Origin of the sequence: Ferrimonas sediminum, assembly GCF_900100175.1 — a bacterium.
Classification (GTDB): domain Bacteria; phylum Pseudomonadota; class Gammaproteobacteria; order Enterobacterales; family Shewanellaceae; genus Ferrimonas; species Ferrimonas sediminum.
Genome location: NZ_FNEM01000002.1, coordinates 12,996 through 29,752 on the forward strand (window position 1 = coordinate 12,996; position 16,757 = coordinate 29,752).

The following is a 16,757-nucleotide window of genomic DNA, read 5'->3' on the forward strand; positions in this document are numbered from 1 at the left end:
TAAAGACGTATCATCAGAGTCAATCGAGGATTGAATATTAGAAAAGACTAAATTATAGTACACCTAATAGATTAGGGAGCTCTAATATGAAAGCCTGGCTGATCCATTTTGCCACTCACTATCCGAAACGGGTTTACGCGCTGGTTCTGAGCCTGACGCTGTTGACCGCCGCGTTGATGCCGATGATTCAAATCGACACCGACCCGGAGAACATGCTACCGGAACACGATGCCGCCAGGCTGTTTCACAACGCCACCAAAACCGAGTTTGCCCTGTATGACAGCATCGTTGTCGGCGCCGTCACTGATCATGAGCAGGGAATCTTTACACCGGAGTCCCTGCAGCAGATGGCCGCCATTACCGACGCCATCCTGGCCATTGACGGGGTCGTTAAAGCCGACCTGATGGCGCTGTCTACCGTGGATAACATCACCCAGTCGGCGCCGGGCACCATCCGCTTTGAATACATGATGAAGTCGGCGCCCACGACCCCGCAGCAGGCCTCCGCCATTGGCGATGCCGTGGCCCGATTGCCGCTGCTGAACAACACCCTGGTATCCGGCGACCGCCAGGCCGCCGCCATCTATGTCCCCCTGAAAGACAAAGCCGAGAGCTTTGCCATCGCCGAGCAGATTCGGGCCATCATCGCCGACCAGCAACCGAGCGCCCACTACTACCTGACCGGTCTGCCGGTGGCGGAAAACCAGTTTGGCCACGAGATGTTTGTCCAAATGGCCATCGCCGCTCCCATGGCCGGAGTGATGATCTTCCTGCTGATGTGGTATTTTTTCCGCTCCCTGCCGCTGGTGGTCGCTCCCATGCTGGTGGCCATGGCCACGGTGATCATCATTGTCGGCAGCCTCATCGGTCTGGGCTTTACCGTCCACATCATGTCGTCGATGATCGCCATCTTCCTGATGCCCATTGCGGTCGTAGACTCCATCCACATCATGAGCGAATTCGCCGACCACTACCGCCCCGGACAGCGGGCACGGGAGGTGATCACCCAGGTGGTCAATGACCTGTTCACCCCCATGCTGTTCACCTCGGTGACCTCGGCGGTAGGCTTTTTCTCCCTGATGATCACCCCAATCCCGCCGGTCCAGGTGTTTGGCGCCTTTGTCGGCAGTGGCATCCTGCTGGCCTTCCTGCTGACCATCGTCCTGCTACCGGCTTACATCGTACGCCTGTCTCCCGATGCCCTGACCAAGATGCAGCAGCGCCTGCACGCGCCCAAAGCCCCGGGGCTGCTAAGCAAACTGCTGCAGGTCACCGGCCAGCGCAGCGTTCGCCAAGCCAAGCCGGTGGTGGCCATCAGTGTGGCGGTGCTGGCCTTCAGCTTCTGGGGCATCAGCAAGATACAGATCAATGATAACCCGGTGCGCTGGTTTAAAAGCGATCACGACATCCGTATCGCCGACGAGGCCCTGAACCACCACTTTGCCGGCACCTACGATGGCTACCTGGTGTTGTCGGCCGAGGATCAGCCGGTTGCCGATGCCAACCTGGCGGCCACCGTCGTGGCGCTACTCGGCCCCGACTACCGGGCCCAGGCGCAATCGGCCAGCGCTGGCGACGCTCAGGCACTGCAGCAGTTGATACTGGCCACCGACGATGCCAGTTTCGAGCGCGACGACCCGCGGCTGTCGACCCTGTTGATACAGCTGGAACGGATGGCAGAGCAGCAGCGACGCTTTCTGGATCCGGCCCTGCTGAACTGGGTGGATACCCTGCAGCAGCACCTCGACCACTCCGGCCTGGTTGGGAAAAGCAACAGCCTGTCGGACATCGTCAAGACCGTAAACCGGGAGCTGCGCAGCGGCGATGATGGCGATCTGGTTCTGCCGGACAGCGCCGCCGGTGTGGCCCAGACCCTGCTGCAATACCAATCCAGCCATCGCCCCAACGATCTCTGGCACTTCGTCACCCCGGACTACCGCAAGGGCCTGGTCTGGCTGCAACTGACCTCGGGTGACAACCAGCACATGAGCCAGGTGATCGCCGAGGTGGATCAGTTTCTCAGCCAACACCCCGCCCCCGACGGCATCGAGGTCAACTGGGCCGGCAAGGCCTACATCAACGTTATCTGGCAAGACGCCATGGTCAGCGGCATGCGCGACAGCCTGCTGTCGGCGTTCGCCATCGTACTGGTGATGATGGTGCTGTTGTTCCGCTCTCCGCTCTATGGGTTACTGGCGATGGTGCCACTGACACTGACCATCAGCTTTATCTACGGGCTTATCGGCTGGCTGGGTAAGGACTATGACATGCCCATCGCGGTGCTCTCGGCCCTGACCCTGGGTTTGTCGGTGGACTTTGCCATCCACTTCCTGGAGCGATTCCGTGAACAATTAAAGCAACTCGGTGAGGTGCGACCGGCGCTGACGGCCATGTATCAGGAACCGGCCCGGGCCATCAGTCGCAACGCCATCGTCATCGCCCTGGGGTTCACGCCACTGCTGTTTGCCCCGCTGGTGCCCTACATCACCGTCGGCGTGCTGCTGGCCAGTATCATGGCCATCTCGGCGGTGGCTACTCTGGTGCTGTTGCCCGCCTGCCTGTGGTTGCTGGCACCGCGACTCACCCCCCACCTTCAGCGGGCCCCGGCCCCTCAACACCAGGAGTAGAGTGATGAGACTACTGTTTGCAGCCGGTGTCATGCTGGCCTCGATGATGATGCCTCGTCCCGGTTATGCCCTTAGCGCCGACGAGGTGGTGTCCAAGGCCAACCTGGCAGCCTTTTACGCCGGCGACGACGGCCGCAGCCAGGCCAGAATGATCATTGTCGATGCCCAGGGGCGAAAACAAACTCGCCAGTTCACCCTGCTGCGCCGGACCCTGGAGCCGGGTGGAGACCAACAGATGCTGGTGTTTTTCTCCCGCCCCTCCGATGTGCGCGGCACCGTATTCCGGGTCGAAAAAAAGGTCAGCCGTGACGACGACCGCTGGCTGTACCTGCCCGGACTGGATCTGCTCAAGCGCATCAGCGCCGGCGACAAGCGCACCTCTTTTGTCGGCAGCCACTTCTTCTACGAAGACGTTTCCGGCCGCAACCTGGCCGAAGACAACTTCACCCTGGAGTCGGAAACCGACAACCACTACCAGATCGGCGCCACTCCCAAAGATCCGGACGGCGTCGAATTCAGCGCCTACCGCGTCTGGATCGACAAGCAGACCTGGCTGCCAAGCAAGGTGGAGTACCGAGATCACCAGGGGCAAACCTATCGCCGGGTAGAGACCATCAAGGTGGAGACCATCGATGGTTACCCAACGGTACTGCGCTCCAAAATCAGCGACCTGAATTCCGGAGGCTATACCCTGATGGAGTTTCGCGGCGTTCACTACAACCTGGGGCTGCCAGAGTCGCTGTTCAGCGAACGCAGCATGCGCCAGCCACCGGTTAAGTATCTGAAGTGAGGATGGCATGATCAGGGGACTGCATCACTGGATGCCGATACTGCTGACACTGTTCGCCGCGGCGCCGGTTCATGCCAATGACCCAGAGTGGGAAGATGACTGGGGCGAGGAGTGGGGCGAGGAGGCCACCTCTCCCTGGCAACCGCTCAGCGGCTTCGTTGAAGCCGGCTTTGGCCGTCGGTTGCAAACCGATGAGGCGGGCCTGGGAAGCACCACCCTGTCTCAACTGACAGCCCGTATGGAAAGCGGCTACCAAGGGGAGCAGTTTCAGGCTTCGGTGCGCCTGGACGCCGGCTATGATGATGTGGTCGACGGCTGGCTAATGGATGTGCGGGAACTGTCCGTCAGCACCGCAATAGGAGACAACACCCAGCTAAAAGCCGGCCGTCAGGTGCTGACATGGGGTACCGGCGATTACCTGTTTCTCAATGATCTGTTCCCCAAAGACTGGCAGGCCTTTTTTTCAGGTCAGGAGGACGAATACCTCAAGGCGCCGGTCAACGCCATTAAGACCAGTTGGTACGGCAGTCGCCTTAATGCCGACCTGGTGTACATGCCCAGATTTGAAGCGGACAACAGCATCAATGGCGAACGCTTCAGCTACTACGACCCCATCAATGGTGGCAAAGTCGCTCCCGGGTACAGCCCGAATGAACCCAGTGACGATGCAGCGGCGGCCAGGCTGTTCTGGAGTTCAGGCCAGATGGAATACGCCCTGTATGGCTACTGGGGCTACAGTGGCCAACCTAAAGCCATCAGCCTTGGCTCCGGCTCCCCCTCTCCTCAGTATGCCCGCCTGAACGCCTATGGTGCCAGCCTGCGCACCACAGTGGGCAGCGGCTTATTTAACGTAGAAACCGCCTATCATCAGAGTCTGGAGGCCACCAGCCCAGCCCATATCGCACCACCGGATCAGGTGCTGCTGTTGCTGGGATACGAGTCTGAACTGGTCACCAACCTGACCGGCTCGATGCAATACTACCTGGAGCATACCCGTAACTACGGTGATTACCTGGCCAGCCAGCCGGATCCGGACAAAGCCGTCGACCAAAATCGGCACCTGCTGACCCTGAGACTGGGCTACCGGGCCTGGCAAGACAAATTGCAGCTCAGCCTGTTCACTTTCTATTCGCCCAGCGACCGCGACTTTTACCTCAAGCCCCAGGCCAGCTACCGAGTCGACGATCGCTGGTTACTGAGTGCCGGACTCAACCTGATGAACGGCCGCGACAACCACACCTTTTTCGGACAACTGGATGACAACAGCAACGCCTGGCTTAGGCTGCGCTACCACTATTAAGGAGCACCACCATGAGCGGACTTTCCACCGAACGCGCCACCCAGGCTTTTGCAGGAACTATGGTATTGATTTCAGTAGGGTTAACCCTTTGGGTTCATCCGTTATTCTTCTGGTTCACCGTTTTTATAGGTGTTAACCTTATTCAATCCGCATTCACCGGTTTCTGCCCGGCGACCCTGGTGATGAAAAAGCTGGGGATGCCAACGGAGAGACAGTTAGCCCACAGAGAATAAACCATGCTAAGACCCTTGATCGCCCTTATCCTGATACTGACCAGCTGGACCTCCTTCGGCAGTGAACGCGCCGAACTGGCCTGGCAGCAGATTCGCCAGCAGCAGGCCGTCATTATCGATGTCCGCAGCCCGGGAGAATTTGCCGAGGGACGCCTAAAAGGGGCCATCAACATCCCGCACGACATCATTGCCGATGAGATGTCACACCTGAGCCTGGCCAAAGACCAACCCATCGTGGTCTATTGCCGCTCCGGCCGTCGCTCCGGCATCGCAGAAATTATTCTTGAAAAACAGGGATACACCAAGGTCATCAATGGCGGTGGCCTCAATGAGATGTTAGAAGCGGAGCGGTAACCGTCCTGCCCGGGCAGCGGTGGCCGAGGGCCGTCTTTGCCCGGGTTCAAACCGGCGCAACATCGATATCAACGAACACACTGGCCCCTCCGTTGGAGAGAATGATCAATGTCGATGCTGATGAATGGGCATTGCCGGGAATAAAGGCTACAACCGCCGCGCTGACGCAAAAACTCTGGACAATCTCCCGAGATAATTTTCGATGATGAATATCGCCCGCCGAAGTGCTATCCGTATCGGCAATAGGACTTTCTTCGATGTCGCATATTCAGTACGGGCAACTACTGTACCTCTTTCAATATACTCTCCACCACCACACCGGATTGAAAACGCAAACTCACTTCCTGCGTGTATCGAAGTGTAAAATCCAGTTCAACATTACAGTCAATAAGCTCCCCCTGGGGCAGGGTGAACTCCCCGGAAAACCAATCCGCCAGTATTGGCTCAGGAGCAGATAGCCGGTATTTTCCCTCTAAGCCGATAAGATAAAGCCGACCCTCACTGATTTCCCAAGTGGCGATGTAGTTTCGCCAACAGGCCGATGACAATACGATACTGTCACCCTCCTGGCGACCCATCTCTTCATCACTCAATGCAGTAATTCGGCCGTCATCGACCGGAAAACCAAGACAAACGGGCATTAAATACTCAGCCCCCTGATACACACACCGATCTTTGAATTGCGTTGTCATACCACCCCGACTTTACTAACCAAACCATCCCTTTATCAGACACCCATACTATCAACGCTTTCTCTAATCAGACACCCAAACGATTAGCGCCGTACCAGACATCGGCTACACTGTGCACTTTGTTAGTTTCAAGGATGAGACTATGCCCACAGCCAGAAACCAACTGGTGTCGCTGCAAGACACCCCTTTCTACCATTGCATCAGCCGTTGTGTACGCCGCAGTTTTCTTTGTGGCGTCGACGCATACACCGGCATCAATTACGAGCACCGTCGCGGCTGGGTCGAAAAGCGATTGCTGGCGCTCAGTGGCGCTTTTGCCATTGAAATCTGTGCCTTTGCCGTGATGAGTAACCATACCCATGTGGTGCTGCATGTGAATACGCAGCAGGCTGCGGCCTGGAGCACGCTGGAGGTGCTCACCCGCTGGCATCGGTTGTTTGCCGGTACCGAAGTTACCCGCCGATATTGTGATGATGAGCAACGAGACAACCTTGCTAGCGTCGAGTTGCATCTGGTGGAACGGAAAGCCGAGCTCTACCGAACCCGCCTGGCAGACTTAAGCTGGTTTATGCGCTCTCTCAACGAGCATATCGCCCGAGAAGCCAACAAGGAGGACGAGTGTACCGGCCGGTTCTGGGAAGGACGCTTCAAATCCCAGGCATTACTGGATGAGCAAGCCCTGCTGGCCTGTATGGCCTACGTAGACCTTAACCCCATTCGCTCCGGCACTGCCAGTACACCAGAGCAGTCGGACTTTACCAGCATTCAGATGCGCATCCGTGCAGCTCTTCAAGGCAAACAACCTGAGGCCCTAAAACCTTTTGATAGTAGTGAGTTAGGTTTACACGCATTGCCGTGTCACCTCAATGATTACCTGGAGTTGGTGGAATTTACCGGCCGAGTCATCAGAGATGATAAAATCGGAACCATCCCAGCATCCTGTGGCCATCTTCTGCAACGCCTCGACATCGACCTGGAGAGTTGGATGGAGCTCTCTGAAGGCTTTGAGTACCAGTTTTGTCACCTAGCCGGTCGACTTCACAGCCTGCAACACTGCCGACAAACCGATGGCATGCATCGGATTCGAGGTTCGGGCAGCGCTAAACGCTTATTCGGTGCTTAATCACAACTCAGACCAACCATACACCACGCCGGACTCTCCCCGGGACTAAGTGGTGCCTGATTCAGGCCCCCTTTTCTTGCTAAACATCGAAAAGTCTCTGGCGGCAATCAATAACATGGCAAACCTGGGCGATTCACGGCCCATTACTGAGTCCAGCAAAAAAATGTAGGAGAGAAACATTTACGAAGGGTGTCTACATAGAGCCTATGGGTGTCTACATAGAGCCTCTACATAGAGCCTGTAGAGCCTATTTACGATGGGTGTCTACATAGAGCCTAGCGAAAAAATGTAGGAGAGAAACATTTACGATGGGTGTCTACATAGAGCCTTTTACGATGGGTGTCTACATAGAGAGGCAAGAGGTGCGGGACTGTGGCATAATGCGGCCCTTTCGCTCACTCATGCTGTACGCCTAATGACTTATCAAGCTGCCATTTTCGACATGGATGGCCTCCTGTTGGACACCGAGCGCCTGTGCATGCGCATCTTTCAGCAGGCTTGTGAAACACAACAACTGCCGTTCTACGAAGAGGTCTATCTCTCTATCATTGGCCGCAACGCCGCCGGCATTGAACGCATCTTTCGACAGGCGTACGGCAAGGATCTCGACCGGTTGCATGAAGAGTGGCGCTGCCGCTACCACGCCGTGGTGGAACATCAGGCTATTCCGATAAAACCCGGTGTGGTTGAACTACTGGAGTGGTTGAAATCCAAGGGCATCGCCACGGCGGTAGCCACCTCAACGGCCAAAGAGGTCGCCAGGAAAAAACTGACACTGGCTGGACTGGATCGCTATTTTGACGTCCTGGCAACCGGGTGTGAGGTCAGCCAGGGCAAACCCAATCCGGAGATTTACCTGTTGGCCGCAACCCGACTCAACGTCGCTCCGGCGAAGTGTCTGGCCTTTGAAGACTCCAACAACGGCGTCCACTCCGCCGTGGCTGCCGAGATGATTACCTATCAGATCCCGGATCTTGTGAACCCCAGTGATGAGGTGCTGGCGTTCGGCCATACCGTCCTGCCCTCAATGGTTCAGGTGCTCGACGACCTGAAACAGCGCCAGTAGCAGAGGCCTTCCCCTTTTGGGTCTTGGCGGCCAGCGCTTCGATGGCGCCGGCCGCGCACCGCCCCAGAGGCACACCCGAACGATTTGCTCTGACGCCATCATGCATCAGGAGAAACGCTGCACTTCGGCTTCGATCTGGTGCTGTATCCGCAGCACCGCTTCCTCACCGGCCGCAATCGCCTCGCCCGCCCGCTGAAACTCCATGGTGTTGATGTCGCCCACCCTGGGCATCACTAACGCCTCTGGCGGATCCCCCATCAACCGAGCCCGCTTATGCCGCTGCTCGAGGATCTCCATCGACTGGTGCATCACCGCCAGCATATTCGGCTGAGCGGTTGCGGCATTGGAGAAGCGATCAGCAAACTCATTCACCAATTCCTTACCACTGGCCAGCAGATCCATAAACCCAGTGGCCGATGCCTCCGTTTGTGGCTGTACCTGGCTGCTGACGTTAGTCAGGCGCACCGGTTCGGCCACCGCCTGGCGGACATCGCCGTGCAGGTCGACGGCAATGACCAGATCCGCCCCCATGGCACGACAGGCCGATACCGGCACCGGATTGACCACGGCCCCATCCACCAACCAGCGTTCACCAATCTGCTTGGGCTCCATCAAACCGGGGATGGAACAGCTGGCACGCACAATGTCAGACAGGGAACCGCTGTCCAGCCACACCTCCTGCCCGGTGTAGAGATCCGTGGCCACCGCCACATAGGGTTTATTCAGTTGATCGATATCGATGATCCCAAGGGCATCACTGGCTGCCTTGAAGATCTTCTCCCCGGAAACCAGGCCACCCCGGCGCCAGGACAGATCCAGTAACCCCACCACATCCCAACTGGAAAAGCCCCGTACCCACTGCTCCAGCTCATCCAGTTTGCCCGCCGCATAAGCCGCACCGACAAACGCACCGATGGAGCAGCCGGCCACATGAGTGGGAATGATGCCGATGCGGTTCAGTCCTCTCAGCACGCCAATATGTGCCCAGCCCTTGGCTGCACCACTGCCCAATGCCACCCCAATTTTCACATCCGCCATAGGATCTCCAGATTTCGGTCGACGTCCCGATTACAGCTGAAAGCCGAATAGAACCGCATTACTGCCTGATATACAAAGAATACAGTCAGGGTTGGGAAGGAACAAGCTGCGCCCGCAGTGACGGAGCCTTATCGGGAGGGGGGGAGGTTCGGGTGGCCAGCCAGAGCCAACAAGGGATCGTGCAGGCGCGCAATCAACTGCTGCTGACTATGCACATTGAATTTCCTCAATAGGGATTGAATGTGAGTCCGCACCGTGGTTTCTGCCACAAAGCACTCATGGGCAATGGAGCGGGCATCCAGCCCCCTGGCGACGTATTGCGCCACATCCAGCTCCCGGGCCGACAGCCCCATCTGTCGTTGCATCAGGCTAAGGCTCAGGTGATCAGTCTGGTGATGGCTTCTCAGCAACACCACTGCATTCAGGCTGGCATCCTCGAAGCTGTGGCTGCTGACGCACCAGGGCCGCACCAGGGCTTCCAACGGTGAACTGCGACTGCCCAGCATCAACGGTGACAGCTGCGGTACACTGTGCTCATCGACGATGTTGCAGGCTCGATACAAGGCCTGTTGCAGTGCCTGCTGTTGTTGATGGTCACTGAGCTCCAGGCGACCGCCGCAGATCTTACCGATGCCATTCTCCAGCAGCAAGGTTTCGGCCTCGGCGTTAAAGGAGCGTACCCGACCGGAGGCATCACACACCACGGCGCCGACCTTCATCTCATCGAGGTGACGAAACGGCCCCGTGCGGCACTGCAGATGATAACGACTCAGCTCATCCAGCTGCAGCGTCTGAGTCAGATGGGGCATCAGCAAGTCCAGGCGACGGACAAAGTCAGTATTAAACGGCGCCTTATCGGCGCCGCGGAAAAACGACAGCCGGAATACCTTATCGCTCCCCGGCAAGCTGGCATAGCCGCCGCACAGGTGCAAAATACCGTGGTCGGCATTGAAGTCGTTGTAGATCTCCGAGCTCAGGTAGTCTTCGAAATCCACCACCTCCTGAATGGCGTAGAACCGCCCCTCTTTCAGCTCCCGGTTAACCATTAATGCTTCGGCCACCATGTCTTTATCGTGATAGTAGCGGTTGTAATCGGCAATGCCCTCGAAGCCGACATCGGCCAGGCTGTCTGCGGCCAGGGTCTGCTTATCCACCAGCGTTACCCAGCCGGCGTCGGAACCGGCATCCTGCAAAAAAGTCTCCAGCCAGTACTGCCAGTGACCCCCATGCACAACGCCCTGATAGAGATTGATGATCAGCTCATTGACCTGGTACTCAGACAATCTTGGCATCGCTCTCCTCCCCGGCGCCTTCAGGCGGCCTCGGCGGCGGGTACAAGCCACTCCACTCCAAGCCGTTGAGGCCACAGTGCATCTTCACCATCAGATGGTTAAGGCTGCGACTGCCGGTTTTTTGAAGGATTTTTCTGATGTGACTGCGAACCGTGCTTTCGCCGATATAGAGGCTCTCGGCGATCTGCTGTGCCAGCAAGCCGTTGGCCAGCAACACCGCCACTGCGGACTCTTTTTTCGACAGGTCGTACAGTTTCTGAAAATAATCCTTCGAAAAGGTCCGGCTTTGCCCCTGCATGCGAATCAGCATCAGGTGCGATCCCGGCGGATCAAAGAATGGCCTGACCAGCACCTGATAACTGCGTCCCCATAGCATTCTCGGTACCCAGCAGGATTGATGGCTTTCCATTACACTGGTCAGGGCCGTCATCAATGGCGACGGCAGCACCGCCACATACGGATCAGGCTGACGTTGCAGTATTTCGGTTCCTAAGGGATTGCTGGCCAGCAACCGACCACGATTGTCACACAACAGCGCCGCAGTATGGTCCGCCGACAGCAAAAACGGTTCCGGTTTGACACTGGTGTGCAACACACTGCCCCATTGCACCAGATGGGGTCTGAGCAGAACCATGGCCGGATGTTGCCACAACGCCGACTGACGGCCGTTACCCAGACACAGCCACAAGCCGTAGTGGGTGTCCTGGCGGGCAAACCAACCAAATCGCTGCTCCACACGGTCATGGTTGCGCTCCAAAGTCAGCGCGACCTTAAAGGCGTTCAGGTTCTCCTGGGCGCTGGCATCATCGAGCGCACAATGGCTCACTACCTCACGGCCATCCCCCGTCCCCACCACAGCCAATTGCACGGCGTCGGATTGCAATATGACCTGCAACTGGCTGACCCAGGTCAGCCAGGGCTGTTCCTCGGTGCCCGCAACGTACAGCCGCTGTATCAGTGGATTGACAGATTCAATCACCACAATGATGCCTCCTTGATTCCCTTTAACATCTTCGCAAACAACTGAAAAATCAACCGTTGCTGTTAAAAAAGTGGCAGCAGGATTATTTCGACAATAAAGGCAAGGTTGTCCCTTAGATTCAATGACAAAATAGATATATCCACCAATAATCAATAATCCCCATATTTTTCATAGGGATAATCACACACCCAAACTAATTATCGGCGGAAAAAATGGCGAATATTCTGAAGCAAACTTTGACATATAAAGCTTCATATTCCATACCTTTCCAAAAGCAACGAAAATGTAATTATTTTTGACTATCCTCACCAATAATGTCAGACTGCGCGGCTTTTTAGTGTCCCATCAACCAACATACAGTGGTGAAATAAGCAATGTTTGAGCTTAGAAGTAATCCAGACGCGTCGGCCCGGGCCGATATTCTGTCGGGATTAACCGTTGCCCTCGCGCTGGTGCCAGAGGCCGTTGCCTTTGCATTCGTCGCCGGAGTCGAACCCAAAGTCGGCCTCTACGCCGCCTTTATGGTCGGTCTGATCACCGCCCTCATCGGCGGACGCCCGGGCATGATCTCCGGCGCTACCGGCGCCCTGGCCGTCGTCATGGTCAGTCTGGTGGCCGAGCACGGCGTTCAGTATCTGTTTGCCACGGTGGTGTTGATGGGACTGATTCAGATTGCCGCCGGCGCTTTTAAGCTGGGTAAGTTCATTCGCCTGGTGCCTCACCCTGTTATGCTCGGTTTTGTGAATGGCCTGGCCATCGTGATCTTTATGGCTCAGCTGGGCCAGTTTAAGGTGGCCAATGCCGCTGGCGAAATGGTGTGGATGGAGGGAGAGCAGCTGTACATCATGCTCGGCCTGATTGCCCTTACCATGGCCATCATTCGCTTCCTGCCAAAATTGACCACCGCCGTGCCCTCCTCTCTGGCGGCCATCGCCACGGTAACCGCGCTGGTGCACTTTGCCGGTATTGAAACCGGCACCGTTGTGGACTTTTTGCGCAACATGACTGGCGATGCCAATGCCAGCCTGTCCGGCACACTGCCGGAGTTTGCCATTCCCATGGTGCCGTTCACCCTGGAAACCCTGTACATCATTCTGCCCTACGCCTTCATTCTGGCGGCCATCGGCCTGATTGAGTCGCTGCTGACCCTGACTCTGGTGGATGAACTGACCCAGACCCGAGGTCAGGGCAACCGCGAATGTGTCGGCCAGGGTGTGGCCAACATCGTTACCGGTTTCTTCGGTGGTATGGGTGGCTGTGCCATGATTGGCCAGAGCATGATCAACATCAACTCCGGCGGTCGTTCTCGCCTGTCCGGCGTCACCGCCGCCCTGGCGCTGCTGGCGTTTATCCTGTTTGCCAGCAGCCTCATCGAGATGGTGCCCCTGGCCGCTCTGGTGGGTGTGATGTTTATCGTGGTACTGGGTACCTTTGAGTGGTCCAGCTTCCGCATCATGCGAAAAGTGCCTAAGTCCGATGCATTTGTCATTGTACTGGTGTCGGCGGTAACCGTAGCCACCGACCTGGCCATTGCGGTTCTGGTGGGCGTGATCGTCTCGGCGCTGCGCTTTGCCTGGGAGCACGCTACCCACATGGTCATCAGCAGCAAAGAAGACAAGTTCGGCCGCAAGGTCTATCGGATCAACGGTCCACTGTTCTTCGCCTCGACCTCCAGCTTCCTGGAGCAGTTCGACGCCAACAATGACCCTCAGGAAGTGATTGTCGACTTCGGCGACTCCCGAGTGTGTGACCACTCGGCGCTGGAGGCCATTGATACCCTGGCAGAGCGTTACCTGAAACAGGGCAAACACCTGCACCTTCGCCACCTGTCCGACGAATGTCGCCAGTTGCTGCAGAAAGCCGGTAACCTGGTAGAGGTGAACGTCATCGAAGATCCCACCTACAAGGTGGCGGTCGACGAACTGGGCGGCTAAGCCTCCGCCTTTGCCAGATAACGCCGTGGTTTCGCCACGGCGTTGTTGTTTGTGGCACAGGTGATAACGCCGGCGCCGCAGCGGCCACTCTGCAACACCAAAGATGCAACCGCACGTTACCTCACGCCGAATACAACAACGCCCCCAACCGGGGGCGTTGTCTCTGCTAGGGTATGATGATGTCCACATCCAGCAACCACCAGGCCCGGGCCTGAAGATCCTCGGCCTCGATCACGCCTCCCGGTTGATAAGGGTGGGCATAGTGCACCAACATCACCGGCTGCCTGGAAACAAAGTGACCCGAAGGCAAGCTGGCGTTGAAAGGATCGGCGTCATTGAACGTCACCGAAACCTGTGGCGTACACCCCGACAACTGGGAATAGGCCAAAGGCCGTGCCAACTGACTGCCATCGCCGCATTGGGCTGTATTTTGCAATCTCAGGGTCAGATTCAGACAGGCCGACGGGTTGTCTTTCAAACAGGCACCGACCACTTGAAGGGTATAGCCTCCCTCCAGGTCGTCGTTATCCCCGGCGGTGGCTCCGTGGCGACTCAGCTGAAACACCGAGTAATGGCTGGACTCACCACTGGCGACCTCAACCGGCGAGTCAATCCGCAGCGGTGTGCCGTTGAAGGTCAACTGCCCCAGCTCCCCCTGTCCGGGCTGATAATCATCAAAGTACACCGGCACCACCCAGGAGGCAGGCTCATAGTTACGACCACCGTCATCGATCACTGCAATGGTAACCGGGGGGGTCTGAGGAAAACGGTGCACCAGCAGGGTACCATCGGCCAACAACTGATAATCCGTCGACGGAGTACCCGCAAGTCGGTAACTGAGCTTGCCCTTTGGGCTTGTCACCGCAATGGGCTCAACACGCATGCCGGGCACAAAAGCGGGAGCAAACACCGCATCGGCATCCGGCAGCCCCGGATAGGGTGCCTTATCCACCCTAAGCGAATACGACAAAGCAGTATCTTCGAAGTTGCGGCTGGTTTCGGTGACCACAAAATCAGCCTGACCGGCATTGTTGATGACCATGTCGCCGCTGTCGTAATCCAGGGTGACCACTTGCTGATTCGCATCCAAAGGCAAAAACTGCAGCTGGCTTTCTGTAGAGCGGCCCGACACCGACGGCCCCTCAAGGGCATCCCCCTCATCAAACACCGCGGCAAACAGAGTCTGGCTCAGAGACAAAGCGGTATTTTTCGGGGCCTTATCAATGGTCACCCGCATCATCGCTCCCCGGGCACCGTGCCCCGCATCGCCGCTATCGGTGATGCCGATGAGAGTGGTGCCGGCATTGCGGATGATCAGACGGCGATTCCCCTCGTCAATCTCGACCACATCTTCTGGCTGAGCGTTGTCATAGCGGTAACTCAGTTGACCCAGCACACCGGAAACTGGAATCGCCAGCTGTTTTCCTTCGACGTAACTGGCCGACACATTGCCGACTTTTAGCGTGCCATCGGCAAAACTGACGTCCACATAAAACCGGCTGCTGCCGCTCAGGTAAAACTCATCGCCACTGTCGGTGACCGTGACCCAGCCACGGCCGGCCGCCACCATTCCAATGCTGCCGTCGCCATTTTGACGAAGTACATCATCCCCCTCGACCACAAAGCTGAGTTGGCCGTGGTGGCCTCTTACGACCGGGATCACCGGTGCGTTGGCATCAAACTCCAACAACAGGTCATCCGCCACCAGGGCTTCATTCACCATCTTATCGATGGTCACCTCAAGGGTCACACGTTGAGACTGGTAGACGCCATCTCCGTCATCGTTGATCCAAAGTGTCGTTGAGCCCGGCCTTAACACCCGAACCAGACCGTCGGCAGACACCGTCACCACATCCTGATCCTGCCCGTCCACGACTCCGTAACTGAGCTGGCCAGTGGCGCCGATCACTGGAATGCTAAACTCCAGATCCTCGACATAGGTTCGCGTTACCGGCTCTGTCGTCAGGCCATCGCTTGGACGTTTTTCAACCTCAACGGTCACGATGATCTGTGCTGGCAGGTAGTCACGATTGCCCGAATCACTGACCAGCACCCGGGCCGTGCCTACCGATTCAAAGCCAAAGATCCCCTTGGTATCATCAACCACCCGAATAATGGCACCATCGGCGTCGCTATTGAGGGCAAACGTCAATGCCCCTTTGACGCCGTGGACGGGCAGGGTGAACTCTTCATCGAAGCCATACTCCAGTGTCAGAGCCGGTGCCGCGAGCTCGCCGTTGGCCACAGGCTCCACGGTCACCGAAAACCGCTGCACCGACACCGGCGACGTGCCATCGGTGGCATATTGGGTCACCTCAACCTGTGTCTGCCCCGCATGCAAAATGTCCATATCTCCACTGCTGCCATTTACCCGAACTACCTCGGTATCGGCGCCAGAAGCAATGGCGAAGCGAGAGTTCGGCTGCAGCGGACCGGTAAAACTGGGGTGCAGCTTGCCACCACTGACAAACGGCTTGGGAGACAGATCCACAAACCGGGCCACCGCCCCGTCACCGGCACGAACCCGAATCTCAGCCGTGGCCGTTGCCGGCTGGTAGTTGCGACCACCGTCATCATGCACTTCAACTTGCGCATCGCCCACCCCGATGACAGTGAGCAGACCGCTCGGGTCCAACTCAACCACGGAATCGGAACCGGCCAGGCGATAGCTGAGGCTGCCTTTGCCCCCCTCGACACTCAACTGGTGTTCGGCAAGGGCCTGGTAATCAAGGGCAAGGTCATTGACCAACAGCGGTGCACGTGCGGCCTTGTCGATGCTGACATCAATGTAAGCCTGGGTACCCAGATAGTGATCATTGCCGCTATCGGTCACCATCAACCTGGTGTGCCCTGCATTTTCAATTTGCAACTGGCCGGTTCCCGTCAGGGCCACGACATCCAACGGCTCCCCGTCAGCAAACCCTATGGTAACGCTGCCCACTGCCCCTTCAACAGGCAGGGGCAATGACAGATCTTTCTCATAGGCATGAGAGATACTGGCAAGTTGCAGGCCAGGGTGAGGTAATTTCTCTCTCACCTCCGTAGAGGTCGATTCTCCACCGCCGCCACCGCAGGCGCACAGGAATAGAGAAAGCAACAAAATGAATATTGGCTTCACAGGTTAAAATCCTAGATTTTTAAAAACCGAAGAATCTTAAGTGTAAAAGTTGGATTCACCAATCAAAAACTGCTTACTTTAAACAATTAACGTCCAGCCAGTTTTTTCAGGCCAATCATCTTCATGATTGGATTATTAAAAATCATATTAAAAATTATTTTATTAATTTAAAATCAATTAGTTACTCAAAGATTAACAACTGATCAAT

The 16,757-nt window shown here is 56.8% G+C and carries 13 protein-coding genes; 8 read left to right on the forward strand and 5 right to left on the reverse strand.

The genetic code is table 11. The features are described from left to right. Nucleotides 1-86 precede the first annotated feature (86 nt). The 5 genes from BLT77_RS02370 to BLT77_RS02390 are packed head-to-tail and all read left to right on the forward strand — an operon-like array spanning nt 87 to nt 5,304. Nucleotides 87-2,627 carry an efflux RND transporter permease subunit gene (locus tag BLT77_RS02370; protein WP_090361423.1) on the forward strand — a complete coding sequence of 847 codons (2,541 nt, stop codon included), beginning with the start codon at nt 87-89 and terminating at the stop codon, nt 2,625-2,627. A gap of 4 nt (nt 2,628-2,631) precedes the next feature. Further along, nucleotides 2,632-3,417 (forward strand): outer membrane lipoprotein-sorting protein, encoded by a 786-nt coding sequence (locus BLT77_RS02375; protein ID WP_090361427.1) that lies wholly within the window; start codon nt 2,632-2,634, stop codon nt 3,415-3,417. A 7-nt stretch (nt 3,418-3,424) separates the two neighbouring features. After that, complete coding sequence (locus tag BLT77_RS02380) at nt 3,425-4,717, forward strand: TonB-dependent receptor (protein ID WP_090361431.1); 1,293 nt, start codon at nt 3,425-3,427, stop codon at nt 4,715-4,717. A gap of 11 nt (nt 4,718-4,728) precedes the next feature. Then, complete coding sequence (locus tag BLT77_RS02385; protein WP_090361435.1) at nt 4,729-4,950, forward strand: YgaP family membrane protein; 222 nt, start codon at nt 4,729-4,731, stop codon at nt 4,948-4,950. Between the two features lie 3 nt (nt 4,951-4,953). Next, nucleotides 4,954-5,304, forward strand: coding sequence for a rhodanese-like domain-containing protein (locus tag BLT77_RS02390; protein WP_090361440.1), 351 nt, complete (start codon nt 4,954-4,956; stop codon nt 5,302-5,304). Between the two features lie 281 nt (nt 5,305-5,585). On the opposite strand, the gene BLT77_RS02395 is transcribed toward BLT77_RS02390, so the two are convergent. Further along, nucleotides 5,586-5,996 (reverse strand): hypothetical protein, encoded by a 411-nt coding sequence (locus BLT77_RS02395; RefSeq protein WP_090361445.1) that lies wholly within the window; start codon nt 5,994-5,996, stop codon nt 5,586-5,588. Nucleotides 5,997-6,138: 142 nt separating this feature from the next. Here BLT77_RS02395 and BLT77_RS02400 point away from each other — a divergent pair, with 142 nt between their 5' ends. Then, a complete protein-coding gene (locus BLT77_RS02400; protein WP_090361449.1) occupies nt 6,139-7,119 on the forward strand; it encodes a transposase in 981 nt (326 codons plus the stop codon). Between the two features lie 415 nt (nt 7,120-7,534). Next, entirely contained in the window at nt 7,535-8,185 is a 651-nt protein-coding gene (locus BLT77_RS02405) for an HAD family hydrolase (RefSeq protein ID WP_090361452.1), read from the forward strand. Nucleotides 8,186-8,290: 105 nt separating this feature from the next. Here the strand turns inward: BLT77_RS02405 and rssA are convergent, their stop codons facing one another. From rssA to BLT77_RS02420, 3 genes are all read right to left on the reverse strand, one after another. Then, complete coding sequence (gene rssA, locus BLT77_RS02410) at nt 8,291-9,223, reverse strand: patatin-like phospholipase RssA (RefSeq protein ID WP_090361455.1); 933 nt, start codon at nt 9,221-9,223, stop codon at nt 8,291-8,293. Nucleotides 9,224-9,351: 128 nt separating this feature from the next. Next, nucleotides 9,352-10,515, reverse strand: coding sequence for a helix-turn-helix transcriptional regulator (locus BLT77_RS02415; RefSeq protein WP_090361457.1), 1,164 nt, complete (start codon nt 10,513-10,515; stop codon nt 9,352-9,354). Then, the gene (locus BLT77_RS02420) at nt 10,499-11,497 is read right to left on the reverse strand and encodes a helix-turn-helix domain-containing protein (RefSeq protein WP_090361461.1); all 999 of its coding nucleotides are present in this window, start codon (nt 11,495-11,497) and stop codon (nt 10,499-10,501) included. Before BLT77_RS02420 ends, BLT77_RS02415 begins: the two co-directional genes overlap by 17 nt. Before the next feature lie 374 nt (nt 11,498-11,871). On the opposite strand from BLT77_RS02420, the gene BLT77_RS02425 reads away from it, so the two are divergent. Further along, complete coding sequence (locus BLT77_RS02425; protein WP_090361466.1) at nt 11,872-13,431, forward strand: SulP family inorganic anion transporter; 1,560 nt, start codon at nt 11,872-11,874, stop codon at nt 13,429-13,431. 166 nt (nt 13,432-13,597) lie between these two features. Here the strand turns inward: BLT77_RS02425 and BLT77_RS02430 are convergent, their stop codons facing one another. Then, nucleotides 13,598-16,468, reverse strand: a complete 2,871-nt coding sequence (locus BLT77_RS02430) for a hypothetical protein (protein WP_143026542.1) — start codon at nt 16,466-16,468, stop codon at nt 13,598-13,600. Between the last annotated feature and the right edge of the window lie 289 nt (nt 16,469-16,757).